The 24,045-nt window shown below is 68.0% G+C and carries 18 protein-coding genes; 3 read left to right on the top strand and 15 right to left on the bottom strand.

Annotation, left to right across the window (positions count from 1 at the left end; translation table 11 throughout):
* Window positions 1-5 precede the first annotated feature (5 nt).
* A complete protein-coding gene (locus tag QE454_RS00430) occupies window positions 6-1,007 on the bottom strand; it encodes a glycosyltransferase (RefSeq protein WP_307459160.1) in 1,002 nt (333 codons plus the stop codon).
* A gap of 159 nt (window positions 1,008-1,166) precedes the next feature.
* On the opposite strand from QE454_RS00430, the gene QE454_RS00435 reads away from it, so the two are divergent.
* The gene (locus QE454_RS00435) at window positions 1,167-2,129 is read left to right on the top strand and encodes a glycosyltransferase family 2 protein (protein WP_307459157.1); all 963 of its coding nucleotides are present in this window, start codon (window positions 1,167-1,169) and stop codon (window positions 2,127-2,129) included.
* Between the two features lie 91 nt (window positions 2,130-2,220).
* Here QE454_RS00435 and QE454_RS00440 read toward each other — a convergent pair whose 3' ends face one another.
* The 5 genes from QE454_RS00440 to rfbA are packed head-to-tail and all read right to left on the bottom strand — an operon-like array spanning window position 2,221 to window position 9,139.
* Complete coding sequence (locus tag QE454_RS00440; protein ID WP_210072112.1) at window positions 2,221-3,429, bottom strand: ABC transporter ATP-binding protein; 1,209 nt, start codon at window positions 3,427-3,429, stop codon at window positions 2,221-2,223.
* A gap of 5 nt (window positions 3,430-3,434) precedes the next feature.
* Window positions 3,435-4,355 (bottom strand): ABC transporter permease, encoded by a 921-nt coding sequence (locus tag QE454_RS00445; RefSeq protein WP_210072113.1) that lies wholly within the window; start codon window positions 4,353-4,355, stop codon window positions 3,435-3,437.
* A gap of 42 nt (window positions 4,356-4,397) precedes the next feature.
* Complete coding sequence (locus tag QE454_RS00450) at window positions 4,398-6,329, bottom strand: rhamnan synthesis F family protein (protein ID WP_210072114.1); 1,932 nt, start codon at window positions 6,327-6,329, stop codon at window positions 4,398-4,400.
* A complete protein-coding gene (locus QE454_RS00455) occupies window positions 6,265-8,280 on the bottom strand; it encodes a rhamnan synthesis F family protein (protein ID WP_309668458.1) in 2,016 nt (671 codons plus the stop codon). The genes QE454_RS00450 and QE454_RS00455 overlap by 65 nt, the downstream gene beginning before the upstream one ends.
* On the bottom strand, window positions 8,264-9,139 hold the full coding sequence (gene rfbA, locus QE454_RS00460) for a glucose-1-phosphate thymidylyltransferase RfbA (protein ID WP_307459146.1): 876 nt from the start codon (window positions 9,137-9,139) through the stop codon (window positions 8,264-8,266). The genes QE454_RS00455 and rfbA overlap by 17 nt, the downstream gene beginning before the upstream one ends.
* A gap of 84 nt (window positions 9,140-9,223) precedes the next feature.
* Here rfbA and rfbB point away from each other — a divergent pair, with 84 nt between their 5' ends.
* Both rfbB and QE454_RS00470 read left to right on the top strand, forming a co-directional pair.
* The gene (rfbB, locus tag QE454_RS00465) at window positions 9,224-10,222 is read left to right on the top strand and encodes a dTDP-glucose 4,6-dehydratase (protein WP_210072117.1); all 999 of its coding nucleotides are present in this window, start codon (window positions 9,224-9,226) and stop codon (window positions 10,220-10,222) included.
* 5 nt (window positions 10,223-10,227) lie between these two features.
* A complete protein-coding gene (locus QE454_RS00470; protein WP_210072118.1) occupies window positions 10,228-11,649 on the top strand; it encodes a bifunctional dTDP-4-dehydrorhamnose 3,5-epimerase family protein/NAD(P)-dependent oxidoreductase in 1,422 nt (473 codons plus the stop codon).
* A gap of 309 nt (window positions 11,650-11,958) precedes the next feature.
* Here QE454_RS00470 and QE454_RS00475 read toward each other — a convergent pair whose 3' ends face one another.
* The 9 genes from QE454_RS00475 to QE454_RS00515 form a co-directional block, all read right to left on the bottom strand.
* Window positions 11,959-14,382 (bottom strand): hypothetical protein, encoded by a 2,424-nt coding sequence (locus tag QE454_RS00475; protein WP_307459139.1) that lies wholly within the window; start codon window positions 14,380-14,382, stop codon window positions 11,959-11,961.
* Window positions 14,379-14,915 (bottom strand): hypothetical protein, encoded by a 537-nt coding sequence (locus QE454_RS00480; protein ID WP_307459137.1) that lies wholly within the window; start codon window positions 14,913-14,915, stop codon window positions 14,379-14,381. The genes QE454_RS00475 and QE454_RS00480 overlap by 4 nt, the downstream gene beginning before the upstream one ends.
* A gap of 62 nt (window positions 14,916-14,977) precedes the next feature.
* Window positions 14,978-18,214 carry a glycosyltransferase gene (locus QE454_RS00485; protein WP_309668462.1) on the bottom strand — a complete coding sequence of 1,079 codons (3,237 nt, stop codon included), beginning with the start codon at window positions 18,212-18,214 and terminating at the stop codon, window positions 14,978-14,980.
* A 28-nt stretch (window positions 18,215-18,242) separates the two neighbouring features.
* Complete coding sequence (locus QE454_RS00490) at window positions 18,243-18,926, bottom strand: hypothetical protein (RefSeq protein ID WP_309668464.1); 684 nt, start codon at window positions 18,924-18,926, stop codon at window positions 18,243-18,245.
* A 417-nt stretch (window positions 18,927-19,343) separates the two neighbouring features.
* A complete protein-coding gene (locus tag QE454_RS00495; RefSeq protein ID WP_307459125.1) occupies window positions 19,344-20,807 on the bottom strand; it encodes an LCP family protein in 1,464 nt (487 codons plus the stop codon).
* Window positions 20,804-21,271, bottom strand: coding sequence for a 5-(carboxyamino)imidazole ribonucleotide mutase (gene purE, locus QE454_RS00500; RefSeq protein WP_307461208.1), 468 nt, complete (start codon window positions 21,269-21,271; stop codon window positions 20,804-20,806). Before purE ends, QE454_RS00495 begins: the two co-directional genes overlap by 4 nt.
* A gap of 94 nt (window positions 21,272-21,365) precedes the next feature.
* A complete protein-coding gene (locus tag QE454_RS00505) occupies window positions 21,366-22,499 on the bottom strand; it encodes a 5-(carboxyamino)imidazole ribonucleotide synthase (RefSeq protein WP_307459120.1) in 1,134 nt (377 codons plus the stop codon).
* A gap of 130 nt (window positions 22,500-22,629) precedes the next feature.
* Entirely contained in the window at window positions 22,630-23,187 is a 558-nt protein-coding gene (locus QE454_RS00510; protein ID WP_210072126.1) for a PH domain-containing protein, read from the bottom strand.
* A gap of 59 nt (window positions 23,188-23,246) precedes the next feature.
* Window positions 23,247-24,029 (bottom strand): biotin--[acetyl-CoA-carboxylase] ligase, encoded by a 783-nt coding sequence (locus QE454_RS00515; RefSeq protein WP_307315493.1) that lies wholly within the window; start codon window positions 24,027-24,029, stop codon window positions 23,247-23,249.
* Window positions 24,030-24,045 lie beyond the last annotated feature (16 nt).

Genomic DNA, 24,045 nt, shown 5'->3' on the forward strand with positions numbered 1-24,045 from the left:
GGGGCTCAGCGCTCGGAACGCCGCCCGCCGGTGAGGTTCCATGCCGCGCCACCGACGAGATAGACCGCGGCCGTGCGCGGGCTGATCTCGCCGCGTCGCACCGCGGCGGCCACCGTCCGCAGCGTGCGCCCTGCCCGTCGATGCCCCCCGAACGCGGCCGCGAGTCGCTGCGCCCGTTCTTCGTCAACGCGCGCGGCCAGCATGTCGACCATCGCCTCCGCCCATCCCGCGTTCACGACGTACACCGACCTCGCGACCGCGCGAAGACCGCGCGTGCCGGTCTCGGCCCGCAGGGCGTCGCGCCGACGCCGCAGCGTCTGACGCCAGCCGAGTCGAGCTGCATCCGCCTCACCGAGCACGTTCGAGGAATGCTGGACGTAGTCCTGCACGACTCGATCGACCACGTCGATGCCCCCCGTGACCGCCGCGCAGACGGCGAGCCAGTGGTCGTGTACCTGAGCGGGTCCGGGATAGCGCGGGAACGGCAATGCGGTCTTCAGGAGCGATCCGCGGAAGACGCAGAGCGCCCCCGAGAACTGGTTCTCGAGGACAAGGGCTGGAGCGGACACAGATCGTCGATGAGTGGTTGCCGCCACGACGACGCCTTCGGGATAAGTCACCACGCGCGCTTGGCCACTGACCAGAGCCGCTCGGTCGAGGGCCGAGACGAGGACGGCGAGCTTGTCCGGCATCCATTCGTCGTCTTGATCGCTCAGGGCGACCCAGGGCGCGTCGACGGGAACTTCGGCGAGCCCGCGCTCGAAGTTGGCGTAGAAACCGACGCGCTCGTCGAAGCCCACCACGTCGAAACGATCGTCGTCGCCGATCGCTTGGCGCACCATAGCCCGCACATCGTCGGCGCCGCCGTCGGCGACGATGACGCAGTGGAAGTCGGAGAGTGTCTGCTCTTGGATCGAGCGGAGCTGACGAGTGAACAGTGCCTCGGGCGGCTGGTACGCCGCGAGGACGACGTAGCCGGGGGCGGGGGCGGTTTCGAATGCAGTCATGGCGAGGGCGTCGGGAAGACCTGTCCATGCTATCGATCGCCGTCGCCGAAAGCGTCCGACGCTAAACTGGGCGTCCCGTCCTCGTCGGCGTCGCGGCGTACCTCTCGCGGATGCGCACGAAGGCCGGAGGCTCGCCCCCCATCGGAAGGCCGACCGCGAATGACTGCTGCTCCCGAGGTCGATCTCGTCATCCCGGTCCACGGTGGGTGGGAGTTCGTGCAACCGTGCATTCGAGCCGCTCTCGCCCAAAGCGTCCCGGCGCGCGTCATCGTGGTCGACGACCTGTCCCCCGACGACACCGCTGATCGGGTCAGCGCCGAGTTCCCCGACGTGACCCTTATCCGCAATGAGGTGAACCTCGGGTTCGCCCGCACGTGCAACGTCGGAATGGCAGCGGGTCAGGGGCGCCTCGTCATGCTGGTGAACAGCGACGTCGTCCTCGAACCCGACGCCGTCGCGGCGGCTCTTCGCGCGCTCCCCGACGACCCGTCGTCTCGCATCGGAAGCGCCGCGACCCTTCTGCTCGCCCCCGACGGCACCGTCGACTCCTATGGCGTCGTGGCCGACGTGACGGGGGCGGGTTTCGTCCGTTTCCACGGCGCCGAGCTTTCACGAGCGGATGCCGAGCACCCGCCCGTGCTCGGACCCTACGGCGCCGTGGCCGTCTACCGTCGCGCAGCCCTCGATGAGGTGGGCCTGTTCGACACGAACATCTTCATGTACGGCGAGGAACTCGACCTGGCCTTCCGCCTGCGAGCGGCCGGCTGGTCGTGCGTCGCCGTCCCCGAGCCCTCGGGAACGCACCTGGGTGGGGCCAGTGCCGGCAAGGAGTCGGTGCGCCAGCGCCGCCTGTCGGGTTTCGCACGTGGGTATCTGCTCCGCAAGTACGGCGTCCTGCGCTCGCGGTGGGGCCTGCGGGCGCTCCTCGTCGAGGTGATCGTCACGGGCGCTCGGCTCGTGCTGCGTCGCGACGCCGTGTCGCTCGCCGGGCGGTGGGAGGGGTGGCGCCGGGGGGCGTTGGCACCCCGCGTAGCTCTGCCACTAGACGCCGTCGACACCTCGATCGATCTTCGTTTGTCCCTGCGCATGCGCGGCGACGACTACTGGGCCGCGCGGGAGTGAAGGGTTCGCGCCACCCACGCGAGTACGGGGATGGCAACGGCTCTTCGCACACCGATCTGGTCTGCCGCTGAACCGGCTCGATGTCACGCGCTCAGCGAAAGCGCACCTCGGCGGGGACCGAGCCCAGAGAGTCGGACTGTCCGTGCACGGTGAACTCGGCGCCCTGCATGAGCGCGTGCGACGTCGACTCGCTGATGCCGTGGAGGTTGGCGTTGACCCAGTAGCTGCCCGGGTTGAAGTGCGCACTGTCGACGTCGATCTCGATCGTGACCGTCTCACCCGCGTGCAGCGGCGGCACCGTCGCTCCCAGCATGCTCGTGTTCGAGGCGAGCGCAAGGGCGCCGGAAGCCGTGTCGATGCTGAAGCCCAGGGCCCATTCGTCGAGCTGCCGGAGTCCGCGTACGGTCACGGCTACGCGGAACGACTCCCCCGTCTTGAGGTCACCGACGCGCTTGCCGTCGGCTCCTCGCACATCGACGGAGACGATCTCGGCCGCGCGCAGAACCTGGTCGGGGCGTGCGGCGACCTTGCCCGAGCCTTCCTCGAGCAGCTCGCGGAACCGCTCGACCGCCGCGTCCGCGAGACCGTCGAACGCGACGCGCCCCTTGTCCATGAGGATGACACGGTCACAGAGCTCTTCCATCTGGTCGAGCGCGTGCGAAACGATGATGATCGTGCGCCCCTGGCTCTGGAATTCCTTGATCTTGTCGAGGCATTTCCGCTGGAATTGCTCGTCACCGACAGCCAGCACCTCGTCGACGAGGAGGATGTCGGGGTCGGTGTGGACGGCGATCGCGAAAGCGAGCCGCACGAACATTCCCGAACTGTAGAACTTGACCTGGGTGTCGATGAAGTCGCCGACGCCCGAGAAATCGAGGATGTCGTCGAAGCTCGCGCGGGTCTCCTCCCGGCTGAGGCCCAGCACCGAGGCGTTGAGGTAGACGTTCTCGCGGCCGGTCAGGTCGGGGTGGAACCCCGCCCCGAGCTCGATGAGGGCCGCGACGCGTCCCCGCTGAAGCACTTCTCCGGACGTCGGTTGGATGATGCCGCCGATGACCTTGAGGAGCGTGCTTTTACCCGAGCCGTTGTGCCCGATCAGACCGATGGTGTTCCCCGCGCGGATGTCGAGGCTGACATCACTCAGCGCCCAGAAATTCTGGCGGTGGCGACGGCCGGCGCGGCCGAGCGTGACGATCCGCTCCTTGATGGAGGTGTCTTTTCGCACGACGAAGCGCTTCGAGACGTCCGTCAGTCTGATGACTTCGGGGCGCGCGGGCGCAGGAGCGAGGTCGAAGGCCATGGGGGTCACAGTTCCTGGGCGAAGTTGCCCTGCAGGCGGACGAAGACGCGGTGGCTCAGCACCAGCAGCACCAGGCCGATGAGCAGCGCTACCCCCATGCGCAGCACGAGGTGCGCAGGCTGCTCGAGCGTGTCACCCGCGAGCCAGAAAGCGCGCTGGAATCCGAGCACAGCGAGTGTCAGCGGGTTGTTGGTGTAGACCTCGAGAAGCACGGGGTTATTGATGATCTGTCGCGCCATCTGCCAGGCATAGAGCACGGGTGACAGCCACATCAGAAGCATCGTCACCACCTCGACGAGGTACTGCACATCGCGCAAGTAGACGTTGATCGCAGAGAAGAAGAAGGCGAACGCCAACCCGTAGACGAGGATCAGCACGAGCGAGGGAACGGCGTAGACGATCTGCCAGTGGAGAGGAGGTTTGGCAGCGATGATGGTCGCGACCAGGAGCACGCCGAGCTGGATCGCGAAGTTGAAGATCGCCGAACCCGTCGCGGCGAGAGGGAAGATCTCGCGCGGCATGTAGACCTTCTTCACGACACCGCCGTTGGCGATAATCGAGCCCGTTCCGCCGACCGCGATCTCTTGGAAGAGGCTCATCGCCGTCAAGCCGGTGAAGATGAAGATCGCGAAGTCGGGAATCCCCTTCGCCGCCCCGAGGAATTGCCCCAGCACGACGAAGTAGATGCCGAGGAGGATCAACGGACGGATCAACGCCCAGACGAACCCCAGCGCGGAGTCTTTGTAGCGGGCTTTGACGTCACGCTTGACGAGAAGGTCGAGCATCTCGCGACGCGCGAAGATGTCGCGGAGGGTGGTCCACAGGGAGGCGAGCCCCAGGCCGGGGGTCACGCCGACGGAGCGCATAGGCATCTCCGCGAGGCGTGTGAAGCGCGCGTTGTTCGCGGCGGGTGAAGGACTGGCCATGAGGTCCGATTCTACTGGTGGGTTCCTGCACGACGTCTGGATTCACCCACGGCGAATACGATGACGCGCACGCCAGAGCAGACCGCGCACGCGCTCGGTTCTGGCGAATACCCGCGACACCTTGTCGGCCGCCCCCGGACGGTGCAGGCGCACCCACATGTCGACGAAGTCGCGGAACCGGCCCCACCCGATGTAACCCGCGCTGCGGAGGAAGGTGATCTGGTGCTGGGTGTCCTCCGGCATGGTCACCGACATCTGATCGAGGTTGTAGTCGAACGCGGTGTAGCTCTTCGCGAGGTACTCGGGGGTCGCGATCGTCATCGAGTGATATCCGAGCTCTCCCGCCGCGTACACCGGGAGTCGCTCGAGCACGTGCGCCAGGCTCCCGTCGATATAGGCTTCAGGGCCGCCGAACTGCTCGTAGGTCCACTCCTGCTCCGCGAGGAGGCGAAGAGCCTCCGGACGGGCGAAGAACATCGAGCCGAACGGCGCGAGGGGTGACACCTCGTCCAGGGGAACGCGTATGCCCAGCTGCGCGCACAATTCTTCGACGCCGGGACGATTGGCCCACCATCCGTGCCCCATTGTCGGGTGTCCGAGGTGCACAGTCGGAGGGAAGGCGAGACCGAGCCCGGGTTGCTGCTGGAACAGCGCGACGACGTTTGCGGCCTCATGGGGGCCGGCCAGGAGGTTCCCGAACTGATGCCGGCGGAAATGACGCCCGACGTTCGCGCCGTCCTGCGGTGTCTTCTTCGAGTGGATTTTGACGATCAGTTCGTACCGGTCCGAGAGCAGAATGTCCTTGCAACCGATGAGGAACGCTGCCTGGTCACGTCCGTTGTTCGACGCGACGACGCGCACCTCCGTCTGCCCCGGCAGCTGTCGACGGTCGATGACCTCTTCGATGGCTCGGGCACGCTCGGCATCCGGGGTCGTCACGATGAGATCGACGGGACCGGGAAGGAAGAGCAGGCGGTCGATGATCTCATCCGTCATCTCGACGTAGAAGATGTGCGCCATGACCGCCGTCCGCAGCGGTCGCGACGGGTCGTAACCGTCGTCGGTCGGCGAAAGGACGCGCAGCAGGGCGGCGTCGGCATTCAGCACGCGCGGTTCCACGTTGCGCGCGAGATCGTCGAAGATCATCTCGACGGGGTAGCCGTTGCGCTCGGCCGCCTCGAGGGTCCACTTTCCGACGACGGCGACTCGGTCGAGGTAGACCGGCCACTGGAAGAACGGACGACGCTTCAACGTCGGACAACCCGCATCGATGAGCTGTTCCGCGTAGAGAACCGCGTGATTCTCGATCTTGTCCGTCAGGGTCGGAAAGGCGACCTCACCGGAGAACCCCTGCTGAGTGAAGTGCTCGGTGAACACCCCCTCGTGCTTGGTGACGGCATCGGAGTACGTCGTCATCGCGGGCAGGTCGCGCCAGTACGCCTCCCACTCGGGCGACTCGAACATCCGGCGCCGTACGGCTACCCAGTAGGACTGAAGGTGGTAAGGCAGATATTCCGCATCCGAGGTGAAAGGGTGCGGCTCGACGCGAAGGTGGTCCGTCATCCCCCAGAAGTGGAGCGGGTGGACGTTCATGCGGTCGAAGATCGGACCGAACGGCCGGATCGGACCGAACCAGGTGTCGTTGACGAGCAGCAACTCGTCGAACTCGCCGACGCGCTCCCCCACGGCGTCCAGGCCGTGCTTGTAGCCCCAGATGTCGTACCCCTCGTTGGGGCGTTCGAGGACGACGTCTCCGACAGCCTCGAGACGCTCGCGCCCCTGGGCGGTGAGCGGGCCGTTCGACACCACGACGATCTCGTCGCAGAACGCACGGAGGTGCTCCAGCGCGTAGACGACGAAGTCGCCCACCTCGCCTCGGCGGTCGAAGACGACGTAGATAAGCAGTCGCTTACCGTCCTCGGGGAAAGAATCGGCCGGGCGGGTCCAGTCGCCGATCAACTCTGCCGTCTTCACGACGCCACCTCTCGTTCGTCATCTCCGCGGTCTCTGCGCAGTCGTGACGCGACACGGCCGAACCACGACAGCACCCGATGGCCTCGCAGCGCCAAGCGATACGCCGGACGGAACGCGTCCGCGACCCGCGGGTGTGGTTGGTGCGGATGAACATGCGGATCAGCGCGACAGTGCCGCCATATCCGGTGTACCCGGCACGGTGGAGGAATGCGATCTGCTCGACGGGCCACCCGCGGGTCGTCGAGAACATCTGATCGACCTTGTATTCAAGAGCGGTGTGACTGATCTCCGCGTGCGTGTAATTGAGAACAGTGCGGCAATAGAAGCCGGACTGTCCCGCGGACGCGCTCACCAGACGTTCTTGGAGGTGGGCAAGATGTCCGTAGCGGCGCTCCGACTTCCAGCCGTAGTCGCCGAAAGTCCACCGGTGCTGGGTGAGCGCGCTGAACGCCTCCGGCCGTCCCACCCACATACCGCCGTACGGGGCGAGCGGCGAGACGGTGTCGAGCGGAACCGTGATCTTGAGGCGCTTAGCCAGCCGCTGCGCGTGCGGCTGAAGCATCGCCCATCCGCGGCCCATCGTGGCGTACCCCACATGCACCATCGGGGGGAAGACGACGCCGAGCTGCGGTTCTTTCTCGAAGAGCGCGAGAAGGTTGCGGACATACCCGGGGCTGCTCAGGAGGTTGTCGAACTGGTAGCGACGGAAGTAACGCAGCCTGTTCATCGTCTTCCAGGGAGCCCGGCGCATGTGCAGCTTGACAACGAGATCGAAGCGGTCGGACTGGATGACGTCGCGGCAGGCCACGAAGAAGTCCGCCATGTCCCGGCCGGGGCTTTGGGGAGTGACGCGCAGCTCGTAAGTGTGGCCGTTGGTGGTGGCCCACGACTCCAGCAGACGCTCCAGACGTGCGGCTGTGACGCCTTCGGTCGTCGTCACGAACACGGAGGCACCGGAGGGAAGGAACTGCAGCCGCCTGAGAACCTCATCGATCTCATCCATATCGCTGACGTGCACGACGGCCGCGATCGACATCGATGATCCGCTGTTCGGGTCGACAGCGGTGTCGGAGAGAACGGACAGGAGACCGAGATTCGTGTTGAGCGCCTTAGGCGGAACCGAACTGGCCAAACTCGATCTCAGCACGTCTAACGGGTAACCTCTGCGGCCCATCATCCCGGCGATCTCGTGACCGAGGACCGCGAAACGATCCAGGAACGGCGGGTAACTGGTGAAGACCGCCCGGTCCACGAAGGGCACACCCATATCGAGCAGGTCTTCCGGCGCGAAGAGCCCGGGATCGTGAGCGTGCAGATGTGTGGTCTCGAAGGCCCGGGTGTGGCGGAATCCGGCCACTTCGAAGGACGGGGTGAATGTGCGTTCTCGATCACCGGGGGCGGCGGACTGATCCCACCAATCGTTCCAGGCTTGGCTCTCGAACAAGCGCTTTCGGATCGCGGTGAAGAACCACGGCCGGTCGACGACGGCCTCGAAGCCCTCGCCGGGGAAGGCCTCTCGCGGCGGCGCCGGAGGCAGGACATCCCAGAAGTCCGATTCAGTGTCCGCCGTCGTGTCGAGCAGGGCAGCGAGGTCGCCGGTCGGCCCGAACCAGGAATCACCGGTCAGCACGACCTCGCGGATGCCGGCCTGACGCCGTACGCGGTCGACACCCGCCCGATAAGACTCCGAGGAGAACTCCTCGGCCTCGGTCTCGACGATGTCGTCGGTCAGCGCCTCGAGTTCCGTGCGCATCGCGACGGGCAGAGGACCGGGGTGGATGACGACGAGCGACGAAGCGATCGAGCGAAGCGATCGCAGCGCGAGGAGAGACGTGCCCTCCAGCCGACCGGCGGACCGGACCGCGTAAACGACTGCCCGCTCGTTCGGGCTGACGCGGGAGACATCGAGGTCCCGGCCGTCAGACCCGCCCGGGTCAGCGATCGCCGGCATTTTCGAGGGCGCTCAGCAGGTAGCGGCCGTATCCGCTCTTCACCAGCGGCTCCGCGCGTTCGCGGAGCTCGTCGTCGGAGAGGAAGCCCATACGCCAGGCCACCTCTTCCGGGCACCCGATGGAGAGCCCCTGACGCTTCTCGACGGTGCGGATGAACTCCGTCGCCTCGCTGAGGGAGTCGAAGGTTCCTGTGTCGAGCCAGGCGGTGCCTCGCGGCAGCAGCTCGACTCGGAGCCGTCCCTGCTCGAGATAGGTACGGTTGACGTCCGTGATCTCCAGCTCGCCGCGCGGAGAGGGCTTCAGGTCGCGAGCGATCTGGATCACGTCGTTGTCGTAGAAGTAGAGCCCCGGAACGGCGTAGCTGCTCTTCGGGTGCGCGGGCTTCTCCTCGAGTGAGACGACACGACCATCGGCGTCGAACTCGACCACGCCGTAGGCGGTCGGGTCGGCCACGCGATAGCCGAACACCACACCGCCGTCGAGCTCGGTGTACTGGCGCAAACGCGTGCCCATGCCCTGGCCGTAGAAGATGTTGTCGCCGAGGACCAGTGCCACGGACTCCGACCCGATGTGCTCCTCGCCGAGGATGAAGGCCTGTGCGAGACCGTCGGGCGAGGGCTGCACGCGGTAGGTGAGGGAGATGCCGAAGCGCGACCCGTCTCCCAAGAGACGCTGGAACTGCTCCGAGTCCTGGGGGGTGGTGATGATCAGGATGTCGCGGATACCCGCGAGGATCAGTGTCGACAGCGGGTAGTAGATCATCGGCTTGTCGTAGACGGGCACGAGCTGCTTGGAGATGCCCAGAGTGATGGGGTGAAGTCGCGAGCCCGTGCCGCCCGCCAGAATGATTCCGCGCATGAGATCAAGTTTCGCCTATATTGCGTGACCGCCGCGAATCCGAGCTCTCAGGGTGTGGGCGCACGCCCCGCTAATCTTGAGTCCATGAGTCGTCTTCTCGTGACCGGTGGCGCCGGTTTCATCGGTTCCAACTTCGTGCACCACGTCATCGCGCACACGGATCACACGGTGACAGTGCTCGACAAGCTGACATACGCCGGCAATCGCGCCTCCCTCGAGGGGCTGCCCGCCGACCGCGTTCGCCTCGTCGTGGGCGACATCGCCGATGCCGCCGTCGTCGACCCGCTCGTGGCCGAAGCGGACGCCGTCGTCCACTACGCCGCCGAGTCGCACAACGACAACTCGTTGCACGACCCGCGCCCGTTCCTGGACACCAACATCATCGGCACCTTCACACTGCTCGAGGCCGCCCGCCGCCATGACGTGCGCTTCCACCACATCTCGACCGACGAGGTGTACGGCGACCTTGAGCTGGACGACCCGGCGCGCTTCACCGAGCAGACGCCGTACAACCCCTCGTCGCCGTACTCGTCGACCAAGGCCGGGTCCGATCTGCTGGTGCGCGCGTGGGTGCGCTCGTTCGGCGTCCGCGCGACCATCAGCAACTGCTCGAACAACTATGGCCCGTACCAGCACGTCGAGAAGTTCATCCCCCGTCAGATCACCAATGTGCTCCGAGGCATCCGCCCCAAGCTCTACGGCACCGGCGAGAACGTCCGCGACTGGATCCACGCCGACGACCATTCCTCGGCTGTGCTCACCATCCTCGACAAGGGCGAGATCGGCGAGACCTACCTCATCGGCGCGGATGGCGAGAAGGACAACAAGAGCGTCGTCGAGCTCATCCTCCAGATCACCGGTCAGCCGTCCGATGCCTACGACCTCGTCACCGACCGACCTGGCCATGACATGCGGTACGCGATCGACTCGACCAAGCTCCGCACCGAACTCGGCTGGACACCCACGTACGGCGACTTCGAGTCAGGTCTCGCCGCGACGATCGACTGGTACCGCGACAACGAAGCCTGGTGGGCACCCGCCAAGGACGGCGTCGAAGCGTTCTACGCCAGCAAGGGGCAGTGACCGCGATGTCGATTGCCTTCGGTAAGACCCTCGCCGTGCGCGAGACGCCCATCCCCGGTCTCGTCGTCCTCGACCTGCCGGTGCACGGGGATGCGCGCGGATGGTTCAAGGAGAACTGGCAGCGCGAGAAGATGATCGCCGCCGGCGTCGATCTGCCGGACTTCGGCCCGGTCCAGAACAACATCTCGTTCAACGACGCCGTCGGCACGACCCGTGGCATCCACGCGGAACCCTGGGACAAGTACGTCTCGGTCGCGACCGGGCGCATCTTCGGCGCGTGGGTCGACCTCCGCGAGGGCGAGACCTTCGGCGCCGTGTTCACGACCGAGCTCGACGCGTCGACGGCGATCTTCGTTCCTCGCGGAGTCGGCAACTCTTACCAGACCCTCGAAGCCGACACCGCGTACACCTACCTGGTGAACGATCACTGGTCACCGGACGCGACGTATACGTTCCTCAATCTCGCCGACGAGACATCGGCTATCGAGTGGCCCATTCCCCTCTCCGACGTCGAGATCAGCGCGAAAGACAAGGCGCACCCCCGTCTCGCCGATGTGGTCCCCATGCCCCCGAAGAAGATCCTCGTCACCGGCGCGAACGGCCAGCTGGGCCGCGCGCTGCGCGCCGAGTTCGGTGAGCATGCGTGGATCGAATACGCCGCACGTGACGATCTCGATCTCACGTCCCACGACCTGGATGCCGCGCGCCGCTGGCGCGACTATGACGCCATCATCAACGCCGCCGCGTACACGAAGGTCGACGTCGCCGAGACCCCCGAGGGACGCACGGAGGCCTGGGCGGCCAATGTGACCGCGGTCTCGAACCTGGCCCGCATCGCGCGTGAGAATGACATCACCCTTATCCACGTCTCGAGTGATTACGTGTTCGACGGCACGAAGGAGGGCGCGTACTCGGCCGACGACCCCGTGTCCCCCCTGGGCGTCTACGGTCAGACGAAAGCCGCGGGCGACGCGATCGTCGCTTCTGTGCCCCGTCATTACATCATTCGCACGAGCTGGGTGATCGGCGATGGAAACAACTTCGTGCGCACGATGGCGTCGCTCGCGGATCGAGGAATCGACCCTCGTGTCGTGAACGACCAGTTCGGACGCTTGACGTTCGCCACCGAGATCGCAGCCGCCATTCGCACACTCTTGCGTTCGGGGTCTCCCTTCGGCCGATACAACGTCACCGGTGACGGAGAGCCCACAAGCTGGTTCGACATTGCTCGAAAGGTCTTCGCACTGACGGGACATGACCCCGAGCGGGTCAGTGGCGTGAGCACCGATGAGTATTTCGCAGGCGCCCAGTCGCCCGTTGCGCCGCGTCCGAGGAACAGCGTGATGGACGTATCCGCCAGCCGCGCGGCGGGGGTCTCGATCACCGACGCTGACGAGAGTTTGCGCGACTACCTGCGCCGCGAATGACGTAGCCCCCCGCTCGGAGGAGAACATCCGACGGCGCCGTCTGACTGCGCGGCGTCGCAGCGACGTGCTCCCTCTAACGCCGGCCTGCTCTCGACACCGAATCGAGCCTTGCCGCATACGCGCTCTGGCGTACCCGATTCGAGGGCGCCTCTTCGGTGAGACGACGGTTTCCCTCCTCGCCGGGAGATTTCTGACGACAGATGGGCGGCGGCACCGCCGACTCAGGACGGGGTGGGCGGGGCCATCCATCGATATAGAGGGCGCCCTGTGGCTTCGGCGAGGAGGACCCGCCAGGGGGCTCGTGCGCGTTCAGCCGGCCTTCGCTTGCGCCGCGGTAACGGTTTGACATCCGAGCAGCTGGTTCGGCCCAGAGGTGTTGATGGCATACACGCACACTTGCGTCGTCCCTGGGGAGATGGGCCCCTCAACCTGGAATCCGTGGCCGGAACCGTAGGCGGGATACGCTGCACCGACATCCGGGCGGTTGAGATCCGCGGGGACGGCGCCCCTGGTGTCTCCGATGTACAGATGGACATCGATCGGACGAGCGGTGTCGGGATCGATAGCCCAGCCGCGCACCTTGAGGGTCGTCCCTGACACACTCACCTCGTCGAGGCTGCCGATCGGCGCGCGACCCTCGTCGCGGGTCGTGACGGTGCGACACCCCAAGTTGGTGTCGGTCCCCGAGGTGTTGAGCGCGGTAACGCAGACCTCAGAAGGGCCGATGGGGAGATCCACCGACCGCGAGAACCCGTGCGCAGAGCCGTAGACGGGATAAGCCGCACCGACATCGGGCCGGTTGCCCTGTGCCACGACCGCGACGGCCTTCCCATCGACGGAGATCCGAACCGAAATCGGACGGATCGTGTCGGGGTCGATCGCCCAGCCCGTAACAGTGGCGGAGGGGCCCGACACGGTCACTGAATCGACATAACCTATCGGCGCGCGGCCCTGGTCGACCGATGAGACCGAGCGACAACCGATCGTCGAATTGGAGCCCGACGTGTTGATCGCGTAGGCACAGACGGTGCTGTCTCCCGGCGGCAAGTCGACGACCTCGTCGAATCCGTGCGCCGCACCGTAGGGGGGGTAGGCGGTGGCGACGTCCGGGCGATCACGATTCGCGTCGAAGGCACGGCCGGTTCCCGCGACATAGATGTGGAGGGGGATGGGCTGAGCAGTGTCCGGGTCGATGGCCCATCCTGCGACGCGAGCAGTCGAACCGACGACCGTGACCGAATCGAGGTAGCCGATCGGCGCACGCCCGACATCTTTCGCCGCGGGGATCATGATGCTGCGACACCCCAAAGTCGTATTGGCATCGCGGCCCGTATCGACGGCATAGAGACAGAGAGTCTGCGCGTCGAGGGGCACCTTGAGTGTCGCCCGGTACCCGTGGGCGGTGCCGTGGACGGGGTAGTGAGGAGCGAGATCCGGGCGATCCTGGTCGGCCCGGAGGATCGCCACACCGACCCCGTCGACGTACGCGTGGATCGCGATCGAGTCTGACGTGTCGGGATCCAGAGCCCAACCCGCGAAGGAGACCGACCCGGAGGCGACTTGTACCGAATCGACGGTGCCTACAGGGGAACCGGAGTAGAAAGGCATGCTTCGGCAGCCGAGCGTCACGTTCGAGCCCGGTCCGGTATTTATCGCGTAGAGGCATACCGCGCCGCTACCCCCAGCTGGCGCAGGGATACGCGCGTCGAATCCGTGCCGAGAGCCACTCCCCGGGTAGGCATCACTCACATCGGGCCGATCCACGTCGGCGGTCAGAACCGTACCGACGGAGCCGAGGTAGGCGTGAACCTGAATGGAGCCGGTCGTGTTCGGGTCTATCGCCCATCCGCGCACATGTATGCCACCGGGATAGGCCTCGACCTGGTCGATGTACCCGAACGGATTGCCGCCGGAACGGGTGGAACCGAACCAGTCCGTGAACGTTCGCCAGAAGTTACGGTTTCCGTACGCGGAGCAGCCGTCGCCGGTGCCGTAGAGGTTGTTGAGCGCTGCTTGGTTGGGCACGTAGGGCGTGTAGATGTAGAGACCGGCCGTGGCCTGATTCTCGATGTAGACCCGCTGCGTTCCACACCCGCCGTTCGGGTTGAACAAGATGTTGTTCCAGCGGCCCGCCTGGTAGCCCCACCAGGTGGGGTTGAGGCGGTACACCTCGAACTGACGGGCACCGTAGTAGACCTGATAGAAGAAGCCCTGCGTCGAAGCGTCGCACGGTGCCGTGTCCGGGCAGCCCTGACCCGTCGCGGCGGAGTAGTTCCACGCCGAGGGTGCCGTAGAGGTGACGAGGCCCTGCTCCTTCTGGAGGAGCACGAGCAGCGACTTCTGGCTGATCCCGCACGACCGGGCGACCTTATCGATGATGGTCGCGGCGCTTTCGTTGGCAGCGCCGGAGTATCCGTTGCAATACTTGTCCGCCGGGCGGTTGTCGGTGTTCTGACGGTAGTCCTTGAGACAGGTGTACCCCGACTGGCAGTTGCGTACTTTGTCGTTCAAGAACCCCTGGATCTCACCGGCGCTCATCGCATTGCCGTCATAGAAGACGGCATCGTCGATGATGTTCCCCGCGTTCCAATCCGAAGCGTTCGCCGCGGAAGCCGAAGGAGCAGGGGCAACGGTCGCCGGAAGGGCGATGGGTGCCGCGACCAGAAGAGCGAGACCGCACGCCCACGCCGCGAGGACCGCGGCGACACCGCGACGTCGGGTGCGGCGAATCACGAGGTCGGCTCGACCGTCGTCACCGCGGACTCGGCCGACGTGGTGCTCGACCTGTACGAAACCTGGAAGGCCGGTTCGACCGCCCCGTCCGCGACAGCGATGGACATCAAGCCGCAGTACGTGACGTCCTTGCCCTCATTCGCCGCGGTCTGCACGCTCGCGCCGGTGGAGGTGAGCGTCAGGGTGCAGGTGCCGCCCGACTCCGACACCCCGGGTACCATGGCCGACACCTGCAGCGACCCGTCACGGACCTCGGACGTGATGATGAGGATCTCTCCGTTGAAAGGCGCCGCGGTCGCTTGCGTCTCGCCGGAGGTCGCGGAGGGCGTCGGCGTCACGCTCGGCAACGGCGAGGCGGAGGGGGTTACGGCGGGAGACATCGTCGCCTCGGTAGCAGCGGGCGACGGCGTCGTCGATCCGGGTGAGCTGGCGCACCCGGAGAACATCAGCACCCCCGCGACGAGGAGGGCGGGCAGCACGACACGCGTGCACCGGACGGAGGACGGAACGGCGGCGTCGATGGCGTGCTTCACGCAAACATTATGCGTGCGGCATCCCGAACATGCACCCGCCCACGCCGCGCGACATCAGCTCGTTACCGACGGCCGACCCGTCGTCGAAGACTCCGCAGGCGCGACCAGAACGGTTGATGGGAGTCGATCTCGTGGCGCAGGTCCTCTCGGATATCCGCACGCAACCGCCCCGCGGCCTCTTCGATGCGCATGTCGACGTGCGCCTTGAGCTCCGCCTGCAGGGCCGCCATGTACAGCGGCAACCCCTCCCCTTCGCGGCCTACCCACTCCGCGAGCGCGCGGTCGCGGACGCGCGCGTCGTCGGCGGCGTGCGCCTCGGTGAGCGCGAACATGCTGTTGGCGTCGAGGCCCGTGGCATCCGGTCTCTGCGTCCAGAAGGCCAGCGCCTCGCCGGGGAGGAAACCGATCTCGCCGGTGCGGAGGATGCGGAGGTACAGGTCCCAGTCCTCGACGGCGTCGAGGGATTCGTCGTACCAGCCGACCTCGTCGTGGATCGAGCGGCGGTACAGCACCGAGATCGGGACCGCCCGGTTGACGCTCATCATCTCGCCGAGCGAGATGCGCTGCATCCCCGCCCAGAAGGGGGCCCGGCCGACCTCGGTCCAGGTGCCGCCGCGCCGCTCCTCGTAGACGATCTCGGTCGGGACGGCGACGGCGGGTGCTCCGGGATGACCCTCGAGCCACGCCGTGGTGCGCGAAAGGAATTCCGGATGCCAGCGGTCGTCGTCGTCGTGGAGCACGACGAGATCCGTCCCGGCGTCGCGCACGCCGGCGTTCGCGGCGATGCACCGGCCGCCCTCACCCTCCGCGATGTGGCGGACCTGCACGGCGTCTCGTACGTCGGAGGCAGCGACTATTGCTTCGACCTCGTCGGGGACTCCCCCGTCGTTCACGACCACGACGCGGTAGTCGCGGAACGTCTGCGCCGAGATGTCCGCAAGGGCCCGCCGAAGAAAGTCGGGGCGCCTGCGAGTGCGGACGACGATTCCCACGCGAGAAGGCATGGATCCGAGCATAGGGGTGAGGCCGAGTCCCGTCCGTGTCAGCGGGCCGCGAGCGGCGATCTCGCGCGCCGCTCGGTCGAGAACGACGGCTCGTGCATCGAAAGAATGCTCTTCACGCACGCGCGCGGCGATCCTCCGGAGCCGATCGGCGTCGGGGAAGAGATCGTCGGCCGGGCCCGAGAGCATCTCGACGAGGTGCTCGGTGTCGCGATACGTGACAACCGCTCCCTCGAAGAGGTCCTCGAGACCCTCGACGGGCTCGGACACGAGGCGCCCCTCCACCGCGACGACGTCGAACGGGCGCAGGGTCATGAACCCCTCCCGCTGCATGTCGGGCCACTGGTCGTTCAGGACGATGGATGCCGTTTCGTAGCGTTCCGCGAGACGCTCGTGAGGAATGGACTTGGCAGCGATCGACGAAGCGGGCACGAAATGCGCCCAGTCGGGCCCGTAGACGCGCACGGGGATCCCTGCCTTCACGGGCTCGACCACGCTCGGGCGGGCCGCCCCGCGAGTCTTGCCGACGAAAACGATGTCCTCGTCGCGCGGCAGCCCACGGGGGTGGAAGACGTCGGTGTCGGTGCACGGCAGCAGCGTCTCGATCTCGAGGCCCCATCGACGCCCCGCCCGCTCAGCCCAGCCGTGCGACGCGGCGAAGACGCGGTCGAATCCCGCCACTTCATCGCGGGTGAGGGAGTCGGGGTGGCTGATGATCCATTCGAGGTTCACGCCCGTCGACGTCGCCTCGAACTCGTACGGGCCGCGGATCGCGACCGAGACGTCGTCGACCACGGTCGTCGAACGCGCCCGCGCGTCGTAGGCGTCGACGACGACGGTGTGGCCGAGTCGGCGCAGCGCGTTGGCAAGACCCCGTGCGAAGTGGGCATCGCCCCAGACAGCGCCCTGCTTGCCGGCCGGAGCACACATCTTGACCGCCCAACGACGCGCGTCGGGGTGGGGCCTGATCCAGCTGAGGACCGGCTCGACGCGGCCTTGCCCCGCCTCGACCCAGCGCTCGACGCGGAACCCTGCTCCCTCGAGCACGGCCTCCGCTCGCGAGCGATCGCGCTCGTCGGCTCGGCGCGCGGGGCGATGCGCCGCCCGCTTCGGGGCGAAGGCGAACGCGGGTTCGTCCAGCACCGGAGACACCCCCGGCAGTGCTTTGAGGGGTAGTGCGTCCCGCACCGTCCGCGAGATCGCGGAGAGGGCGTCGGGCTCTGCGTCATCGACGTCGTCGATCGCGCGCCGCAGCACCGCGGAGGGCATCGCGAACGTGCGGCCGGAGAGAAGAGGGACGTCGACCGTTTCGGGCAGTCCCGTCAGGTCGTCGCCCGGCAGACCGGACAACAGGGCGTACGGTCTCTGACCGCCGACGTCGGCAGCCCCCACCGCGTCGATCGTGCCGTCGGCCGCACGATGGGCCGCGCAGACGGCCGCTCCCGCGGACGCCTGCGTGATCAGAGCATCGAGCTGCGAGTCGGCGAACTCCGCGCGGGGATCGAGGACGACAACGGTGGATGCCGACAGGTTCTGAACCGCGGCCGCGACAACCGACCGCCAACTCGTTCCCCGACGATGACCGCTCACGCGAACCCCCGGCACGAGATCCGCGAGGAGAGCCGTCGACACCCACTGACTGGCATCCACATCGATCAGGGGAAGGAGGACATCGCACTCGTCGACGCGGCGCGCAACCTGGACGAGCTTGCGCACGTAGCGTCGATCGTGCGCCTGGACGATGCGAACAAGAGCGATGTCGCGGGGCGGGGCCGTCTGGTGTGTCCGTGTCCCTCGACGCCACTGGTGCGCGGCCGCGATGGCGCGGCGACGGATCTCGGCGACGGTCAGGGTCCACTCGTGACCGGCCGCACCGAGCTGCAACTGCTCGTCACGCCGCGCCCACGCCGTCTCGAGTCCCGGCCCGCCGTGCTCGGCCCCGTAGGCCACGGCATCCCACCAGGGGTGGATCGAGATGGTCTCGCGCTCGTTCACGAGATACGCATACAGCGCGGGAACGCGCGTGACCTCGGGCAGCTCCCACCCGGCGACGACGTCGTCGAACAGCGGGTTCAGACTCATGCCCCGGCGGAACCCCCGTGAGACGTAGTGGGCGATGGCGAGGGATGCCGGCACCCGCCTCAACCCGAGCTGCGCGGCGTAATACTCGGTGTCGACCAGCGACGAGGCCGAGATCACGCGGAACCACCACACGCGGTCGATGGCGCGCACGAGTGCACCGGTCCCGCGGGCTTCGCGTAGGCGCCGGATCAGACCTCGAAGGCGCGAACGCTGCATGGATCCATAGTAGAAGCCGCCGTCGGCCTCACAGCTCCGCGTGCAGCGCCCACACCCGCTCGGCCGACGCTCTCCACGCGAAGCCCTTGGCGCGGTCGCCGGCCAGGACCCGCAGTCGCTCGGCGTCCTCGCCCAGGGCACGCTCGAGGGCGGCACCGAGCTGGTCGGAGGTCGCGAACGCGGCGGCATCGGCGAGCACTTCGTGCAGCACCGGGGTGTCGACGGCGGCGATGGGGACACCCACCGCGAGGGCGTCGACCGCCCGCCACGGCCAGTCGACCCGGGGGCTCGCGGCGACGAAGGCCGCGGCGTGCGAGAGGACCGCCGCGCGATCCCAGCGGTCGAGGGAGCCGCGGGCGTGGACGCGCGCCTCGGCGAGGCCGGCGGCGGCGGCGAGGCCGGCGACGGCCGGCTCCTCCCCCTCGGGGACGTCGAGGACGACGACGTCGCCCTCCCAGCCGGACGCGACCACGGCCGCGAAAGCCGCGCCGAGGGCGTCGGAGGCCGCGCTCCCTCCGGCGGCGGCGACGAAGGTCTGAGGCAGATCGAGGGCGCGGAGCCGCCCCACCGCATCCGACGGCACGCGCAGCCCCGCTGCCGGGGCCCCGTTGATCACACGGACTTTCTTCACCAGCTTGGCCTTCGCGACCTCTGCGAGGCGCTCGGCCATGGCGTGCGTGGGGACGATCACCGCGTCGGCGTGCTTTCCCACGCGCGACAGCAACGCTCGAGCGGCGAGGACCTCGGCCCTTGGGCAGCTCCTCGGGGGTCTCCCATGCCCGCAGGTCCCACACCGTCACGACGATCTGGTGCGTCTCGTTGACGCGGTCGTGACGCACGAGCGGCGCCAGCGGGGTCGGCGAGTGGATGAGTCCCTTGCCGATGCCGGGAGCCACCCCCAGCTGCCAGGATGCCGCGAGCTCGCGCCGACGCATCGACAGACGCGTCTCGGAACTGAGACCGGCGATGGCCTCGTCGTCGGGGATGCCCGGCGACGGGACGATGGCCCCGACATCGCAGCCGCGCGGGGCGGTGGCGATGAGGGCCTCGGTCAGTGAGGCCGAGGCTTCTGCGAGGTCGCGGGAGGTCGGGGCGACGAGCTGATCCAGCACGACGCGCAGGGTCACGGTCACGAGGAGGGCGCCTCCGTCTCAGTCGGCGGGTGCAGCTTGTCGTGCACCATCTGCTGCACCTGGGCGTAGTCGGGGTCGAACTCGTCGACGCCGCCCGCCGGGGTGAGCTCGAGGGTGCCGACCGGCTGGTCTTTGGCCTTGAGCGCCAGGTTCACCAGGGTCGGGGCGATGAGCCCCTGCGGCAGGTCGGTCTCGACGATGTTGGTGCCCGCGGTGGCGACGTCTTGGAAGTGCGTGAGCACGTTCTGCGGCGTGGTCTGCGCGAGGATCGCCTCCTGCAGCTCACGCTGACGACGCATGCGGTCGAAGTCGCTCGTCGTGTAGCGCGAGCGGGCGTACCACTGCGCGGTGTCGCCGTCCATGTGCTGCTGGCCGGGTTCGACCCAGCCGAACGCCCAGTCGTCGACGGGCTGACCGTCGTAGGCGGGACCGCCCTTGGGCAGGCGCTCCTTGACGTCGATGTCGACGCCGCCGAGCGCGTCGACCAGGTTGGCGAAGCCCTTCATGTCGATGAGCACGTAGTACGGGATCTGGATGCCCATGATCCCCTCGGCGGCATCCTTCGTCGCTTCGATGCCGGGCTCGGACCCCTGAGAAACGGCGTTCGGGTAGAGCGTGTTGCCGTCCTGGCACACCTCGACCTCGGTGCGGAGCTGGTTGATGCCGCTCCCCCAGCCGCAGGTCGCGTTGGCGTAGCCGGTGTGGCCGTTCGGGTACTTGTCCTGCATGGGTCCCGGCGCGAAGGGGAAGTGCGGCATGTCGCGCGGGATGCCGGTGATGGTGGTCGCTCCGGTGTCGGCGTTGATCGAGACGACCGAGATGCTGTCGAAGCGCATCGAGTCCCGCCCCTCACCGGAGTCGGCGCCGAGAAGGAGGATGTTGTAGTACCCGTCCGATGGCGGCACGACGGGGGCGGACTGCGCGAACAACTCCGAGAAGGTGTCTCGGGTCGTGCCCGCGGTCTGCGCGGCCCACGCCGCGCCCGAGCCCGAGAGCACGAGGAGCGCGACGGAGACGAACGCCACGCCCACGCGCGAGAACGCGCGCAGACGGACCAGTCGGACCAGTCGGAGGGTGTCGATCGTGAGCACGACCCACAGCACGATGTAGGCGACGAGGACGATCTGCACGAGTGTCAGCGGGAGGGGGCGGAACCACGACAGGAAGTCGGGGATGAACGATCCGGTCGCCAGGGCGAACAGTCCGCTGGGCATGAGCAGCGCACCGAGTCCCGCGAGCACAAGGATGGTCCACATCAGCAGGGTCGCTGCGAGGCCGAACCGCCCCAGCCGCCTGTTGCCGGCGAGCACCTGGGCGGAGCCCGGGAGCAGGAAGTTCAACGCGACGAGCCACCAGCCGCGGCGCGTCATGACGGCCGTCGAGGTGGCGTCCGGGTTGCGCAGGGGACGCTGCTCGATGACGTGCGCCTGGGATCGTGGACGAGCGGCCGCGAGCGTCATAGGGAGTCCTTCAGACGTCGGTTCTTCTCTTCGACCTGCGCTTCGAGTTCGCGCGCGTAGGCCTCGACGCGCTCGGCGAGGGCGGTGTCGGCACTGCCGAGGATCCGCGCGGCCAGGAGGCCGGCGTTCTTCGCCCCGTTGATCGAGACGGTCGCGACGGGGATGCCCGCGGGCATCTGGACGATCGAGAGCAGCGAGTCGAGGCCGTCGAGCGTCGCCAGCTGCACGGGGACGCCGATGACGGGGAGGGCGGTGACGGATGCCAGCATGCCCGGCAGGTGCGCGGCTCCCCCGGCCCCCGCGATGATGGCGCGCAGCCCGCGTTCACGCGCGTCACGCCCGTAACGGACGAGCTTGTCGGGGGTGCGGTGGGCCGAGACCACCTCGACCTCGTGCGGGATGCCGAACTCGGTCAGCACTTCGCTGGCGGCGTTCATCACGCGCCAGTCGGAGTCGGAGCCCATGACGACGCCGACCACGGGCGTCTCGGAAGAATGCAGCGGCCGGGTCACCGGTCCAGGGTAGGTGGACTCGCTGGAAGATCTCGGAACGGCGCGCTCAGTCGAAGAACGCGGCGGCCGCGCGACCCTCATAGACGACGTCGTCGAGGTCCTCGCCGATGACGTTGACGTGACCGACCTTGCGGCCCGGACGCGGGGCCTTGCCGTAGGTGTGGATCTTCGCGGCGGGGTGCGCGGCCATGGCAGCGGCGAACCGCTCGTCGAGGGTGCCTTCGGCAGGCCCACCCAGGACGTTGATCATCACCGACCAGGGTGCCACGGCATCCGTCGATCCGAGGGGGAGGTCAAGGACCGCGCGCAGGTGCTGCTCGAACTGGCTCGTGACCGCTCCGTCCTGCGTCCAGTGGCCGCTGTTGTGGGGGCGCATGGCGAGTTCGTTGATGAGGATGCGTTCGTCGCTCGTCTCGAAGAGCTCGACGGCGAGCATGCCCGTGACACCGAGCCCCTCGGCGACGGCGACGCCGATCTCGGCGGCCACGCGCTGCACGCGGGCGTCGGCGCGAGGAGCCGGGGCGACGACCTCGGCGCACACGCCGTCGCGCTGCACGGTCTCGACCACGGGGTAGGCGCGCACCTCCCCCGAGGGACGACGTGCCACCTGCTGGGCGAGTTCGCGCGTGAAATCGACGAGCTCCTCGACCAGGAGCGAGCCGCCGTTGCCGTCCTCGGCGAGGGCGGCGAACCAGTCGTCGGCTTCGGTCGCGGCCGACACGACGCGCACGCCCTTTCCGTCGTATCCGCCCCGCGGCGTCTTCACGACGGCGCGGCCGCCGTGGGCGTCGAGGAAGTCCTGCAGCTCGGATGCCGCGGACACCGCCGCCCAGTCGGGCTGCGGGAGCCCCAGCTCGGCCATCTTGGCGCGCATGACCAGCTTGTCCTGCGCGACCCCGAGGGGTGCCGGCCCCGGGTGGACGCTGACACCGGCGTCGATGAGGGCGGCGAGTACATCTTGCGGCACGTGCTCGTGGTCGAAGGTGATCACGTCGACGTCGCGGGCGAAAGCCAGCACGGTGTCGGCGTCGCGGTAGTCGCCGACCGCTGTCGCGGCGAGCGCGGCCGACATGCCCTCGCTCTCAGCGAGGACGCGGATCTCGACCCCGAGCTCCACGGCGGGCGCGATCATCATCCGCGCCAGCTGTCCGCCACCGACCACTCCGACTCGCAGCGCCATGCCGCTCCTTCCGTCGGCATCCATTCTGTCTGGCCGCCCGCGGGGACGCGAGCCGGACGGATGCCGACACGGCTCCCGCGACGAAACTGCCTGCCGGCGACGGTTTGGGCTCTGAGGGGCGAGGATCGGCTCAGACGCCGCCGACGGCCCCCGAGCCGAAGGTCTGCGCGTCACGGTGCGCGAGGATCTGGTTGACCTCGACCTGGTCGACCAGCGTCTCGTGCACCAGAGCCGCGTGCGGGATGTTCTTCAGCCGCAGCACCGGCTCGACGCCGTTCGAGAGCGAGAGGGTCCCGGCTCCCCACATCCGCTGCAGGATGCCGCGGCGCATCTGGATCGCGTATCCGCGTACGTGCGAGATCTCGCGACGGTTCGCTCCGAACGGGCCCGAGCGCTCGATCACGCGGCGCGTCGTGATGGTCCACGTGTGCGACAGCCACACGAGGTACGGAATCACGGTGAGCAGCAGCACGAGCAGGCCCGCCGCCGTCAGCAGCATCCAGTTCTCGTAGGGCGCGGGGAGGTTGTCGTAGAAGTAGGCCGTGGCCCCGGCGACCCCGATCAGCACGAGGGCCGACCAGAACAGCCGCCGCGCGTGCGAGCGCAGGCGCGCGATGCGCAACTCGGGCGCAGCCGTGCCCGGCGCCGGCGTGCGCGGGCGCCCGATCGAGTTCGACGGCTGGGTCACGGTCTCATTCTGCGAGACGGAGGCGCCCGCGTGCCGCCGCCACGCGGAGCGCCGCGCCGTCAGCGCACGTGGACGACGTCGCCGGCCGAGACGACGGTCTCGATGGTGCCGGCTTCGACGACGAGGCGACCGTCGCGGTCGAGACGCGCCGCGGTGCCCTGGAGCGTCGACCCGTCGGGCAGGGCGACGGTGACCTCTCGGCCGACGGTGGCGCAGAGCTTCTCGATCTCGTGGTGGACGCGCTCGACGTCGTCGTGCACGAGACGGGCCAGGGTCTTGCCGAGATCCTCGAGGTAGTCGGCGAGCAGTCGGTCGTCGTCGCACTCCGCACCGATCGCGGCGAACGAGGTCGCGGTCGTCACCGGAAGATCGGTCCGGCCCATCCGGGTGTTGACGCCCGCCCCCACTACGACGGTGTCGGGTGCCCCGGGGACGACCTCGGCCAGGATGCCGCAGATCTTGCCCCCGTCGACGAGCACGTCGTTGGGCCACTTCAACTCGGCCGTCCCCCCGTGGCCGGTGAGCTGGGCGCGAACGGCGCGGGTCATGGCCGCACCGGCCGCGAGCGGGATCCACCCGCGCTGCTCCGCCGGGATCATCGTCGCATCGACGACGACCGAGACGGCGAGGGCGGTTCCGGCCGGGGCCGTCCAGGTACGGTCGAGGCGCCCGCGCCCGGCGCGCTGGTCGTCGGTGACGAGGAGCGACAGGTGCGGCCAGCCGCCGGGGTCGGCCGCGACCGCGGCGATCACGTCGGCGTTCGTGGAGTCGGTCGTCTCGACGACCTGCACGCGAGGGCTGTGGGCGGCGGCTTGCGGGTATCCAGCGGCGGGGATCGGCATGAGCACACCCTAGGGA

The organism is Microbacterium sp. SORGH_AS_0454 (assembly GCF_031453395.1).
GTDB lineage: Bacteria > Actinomycetota > Actinomycetes > Actinomycetales > Microbacteriaceae > Microbacterium.

Excerpts from the sequence above, each read along its gene's own strand:
- QE454_RS00430 (WP_307459160.1), bottom strand. The coding sequence starts at position 1,007 with ATGACTGCATTCGAAACCGCCCCCGCCCCCGGCTACGTCGTCCTCGCG.
- QE454_RS00435 (WP_307459157.1), top strand. The coding sequence starts at position 1,167 with ATGACTGCTGCTCCCGAGGTCGATCTCGTCATCCCGGTCCACGGTGGG.
- QE454_RS00440 (WP_210072112.1), bottom strand. The coding sequence starts at position 3,429 with ATGGCCTTCGACCTCGCTCCTGCGCCCGCGCGCCCCGAAGTCATCAGA.
- QE454_RS00445 (WP_210072113.1), bottom strand. The coding sequence starts at position 4,355 with ATGGCCAGTCCTTCACCCGCCGCGAACAACGCGCGCTTCACACGCCTC.
- QE454_RS00455 (WP_309668458.1), bottom strand. The coding sequence starts at position 8,280 with ATGCCGGCGATCGCTGACCCGGGCGGGTCTGACGGCCGGGACCTCGAT.
- rfbA (WP_307459146.1), bottom strand. The coding sequence starts at position 9,139 with ATGCGCGGAATCATTCTGGCGGGCGGCACGGGCTCGCGACTTCACCCC.
- rfbB (WP_210072117.1), top strand. The coding sequence starts at position 9,224 with ATGAGTCGTCTTCTCGTGACCGGTGGCGCCGGTTTCATCGGTTCCAAC.
- QE454_RS00470 (WP_210072118.1), top strand. The coding sequence starts at position 10,228 with ATGTCGATTGCCTTCGGTAAGACCCTCGCCGTGCGCGAGACGCCCATC.
- QE454_RS00485 (WP_309668462.1), bottom strand. The coding sequence starts at position 18,214 with ATGCAGCGTTCGCGCCTTCGAGGTCTGATCCGGCGCCTACGCGAAGCC.
- QE454_RS00495 (WP_307459125.1), bottom strand. The coding sequence starts at position 20,807 with ATGACGCTCGCGGCCGCTCGTCCACGATCCCAGGCGCACGTCATCGAG.
- purE (WP_307461208.1), bottom strand. The coding sequence starts at position 21,271 with ATGGGCTCCGACTCCGACTGGCGCGTGATGAACGCCGCCAGCGAAGTG.
- QE454_RS00505 (WP_307459120.1), bottom strand. The coding sequence starts at position 22,499 with ATGGCGCTGCGAGTCGGAGTGGTCGGTGGCGGACAGCTGGCGCGGATG.
- QE454_RS00515 (WP_307315493.1), bottom strand. The coding sequence starts at position 24,029 with ATGCCGATCCCCGCCGCTGGATACCCGCAAGCCGCCGCCCACAGCCCT.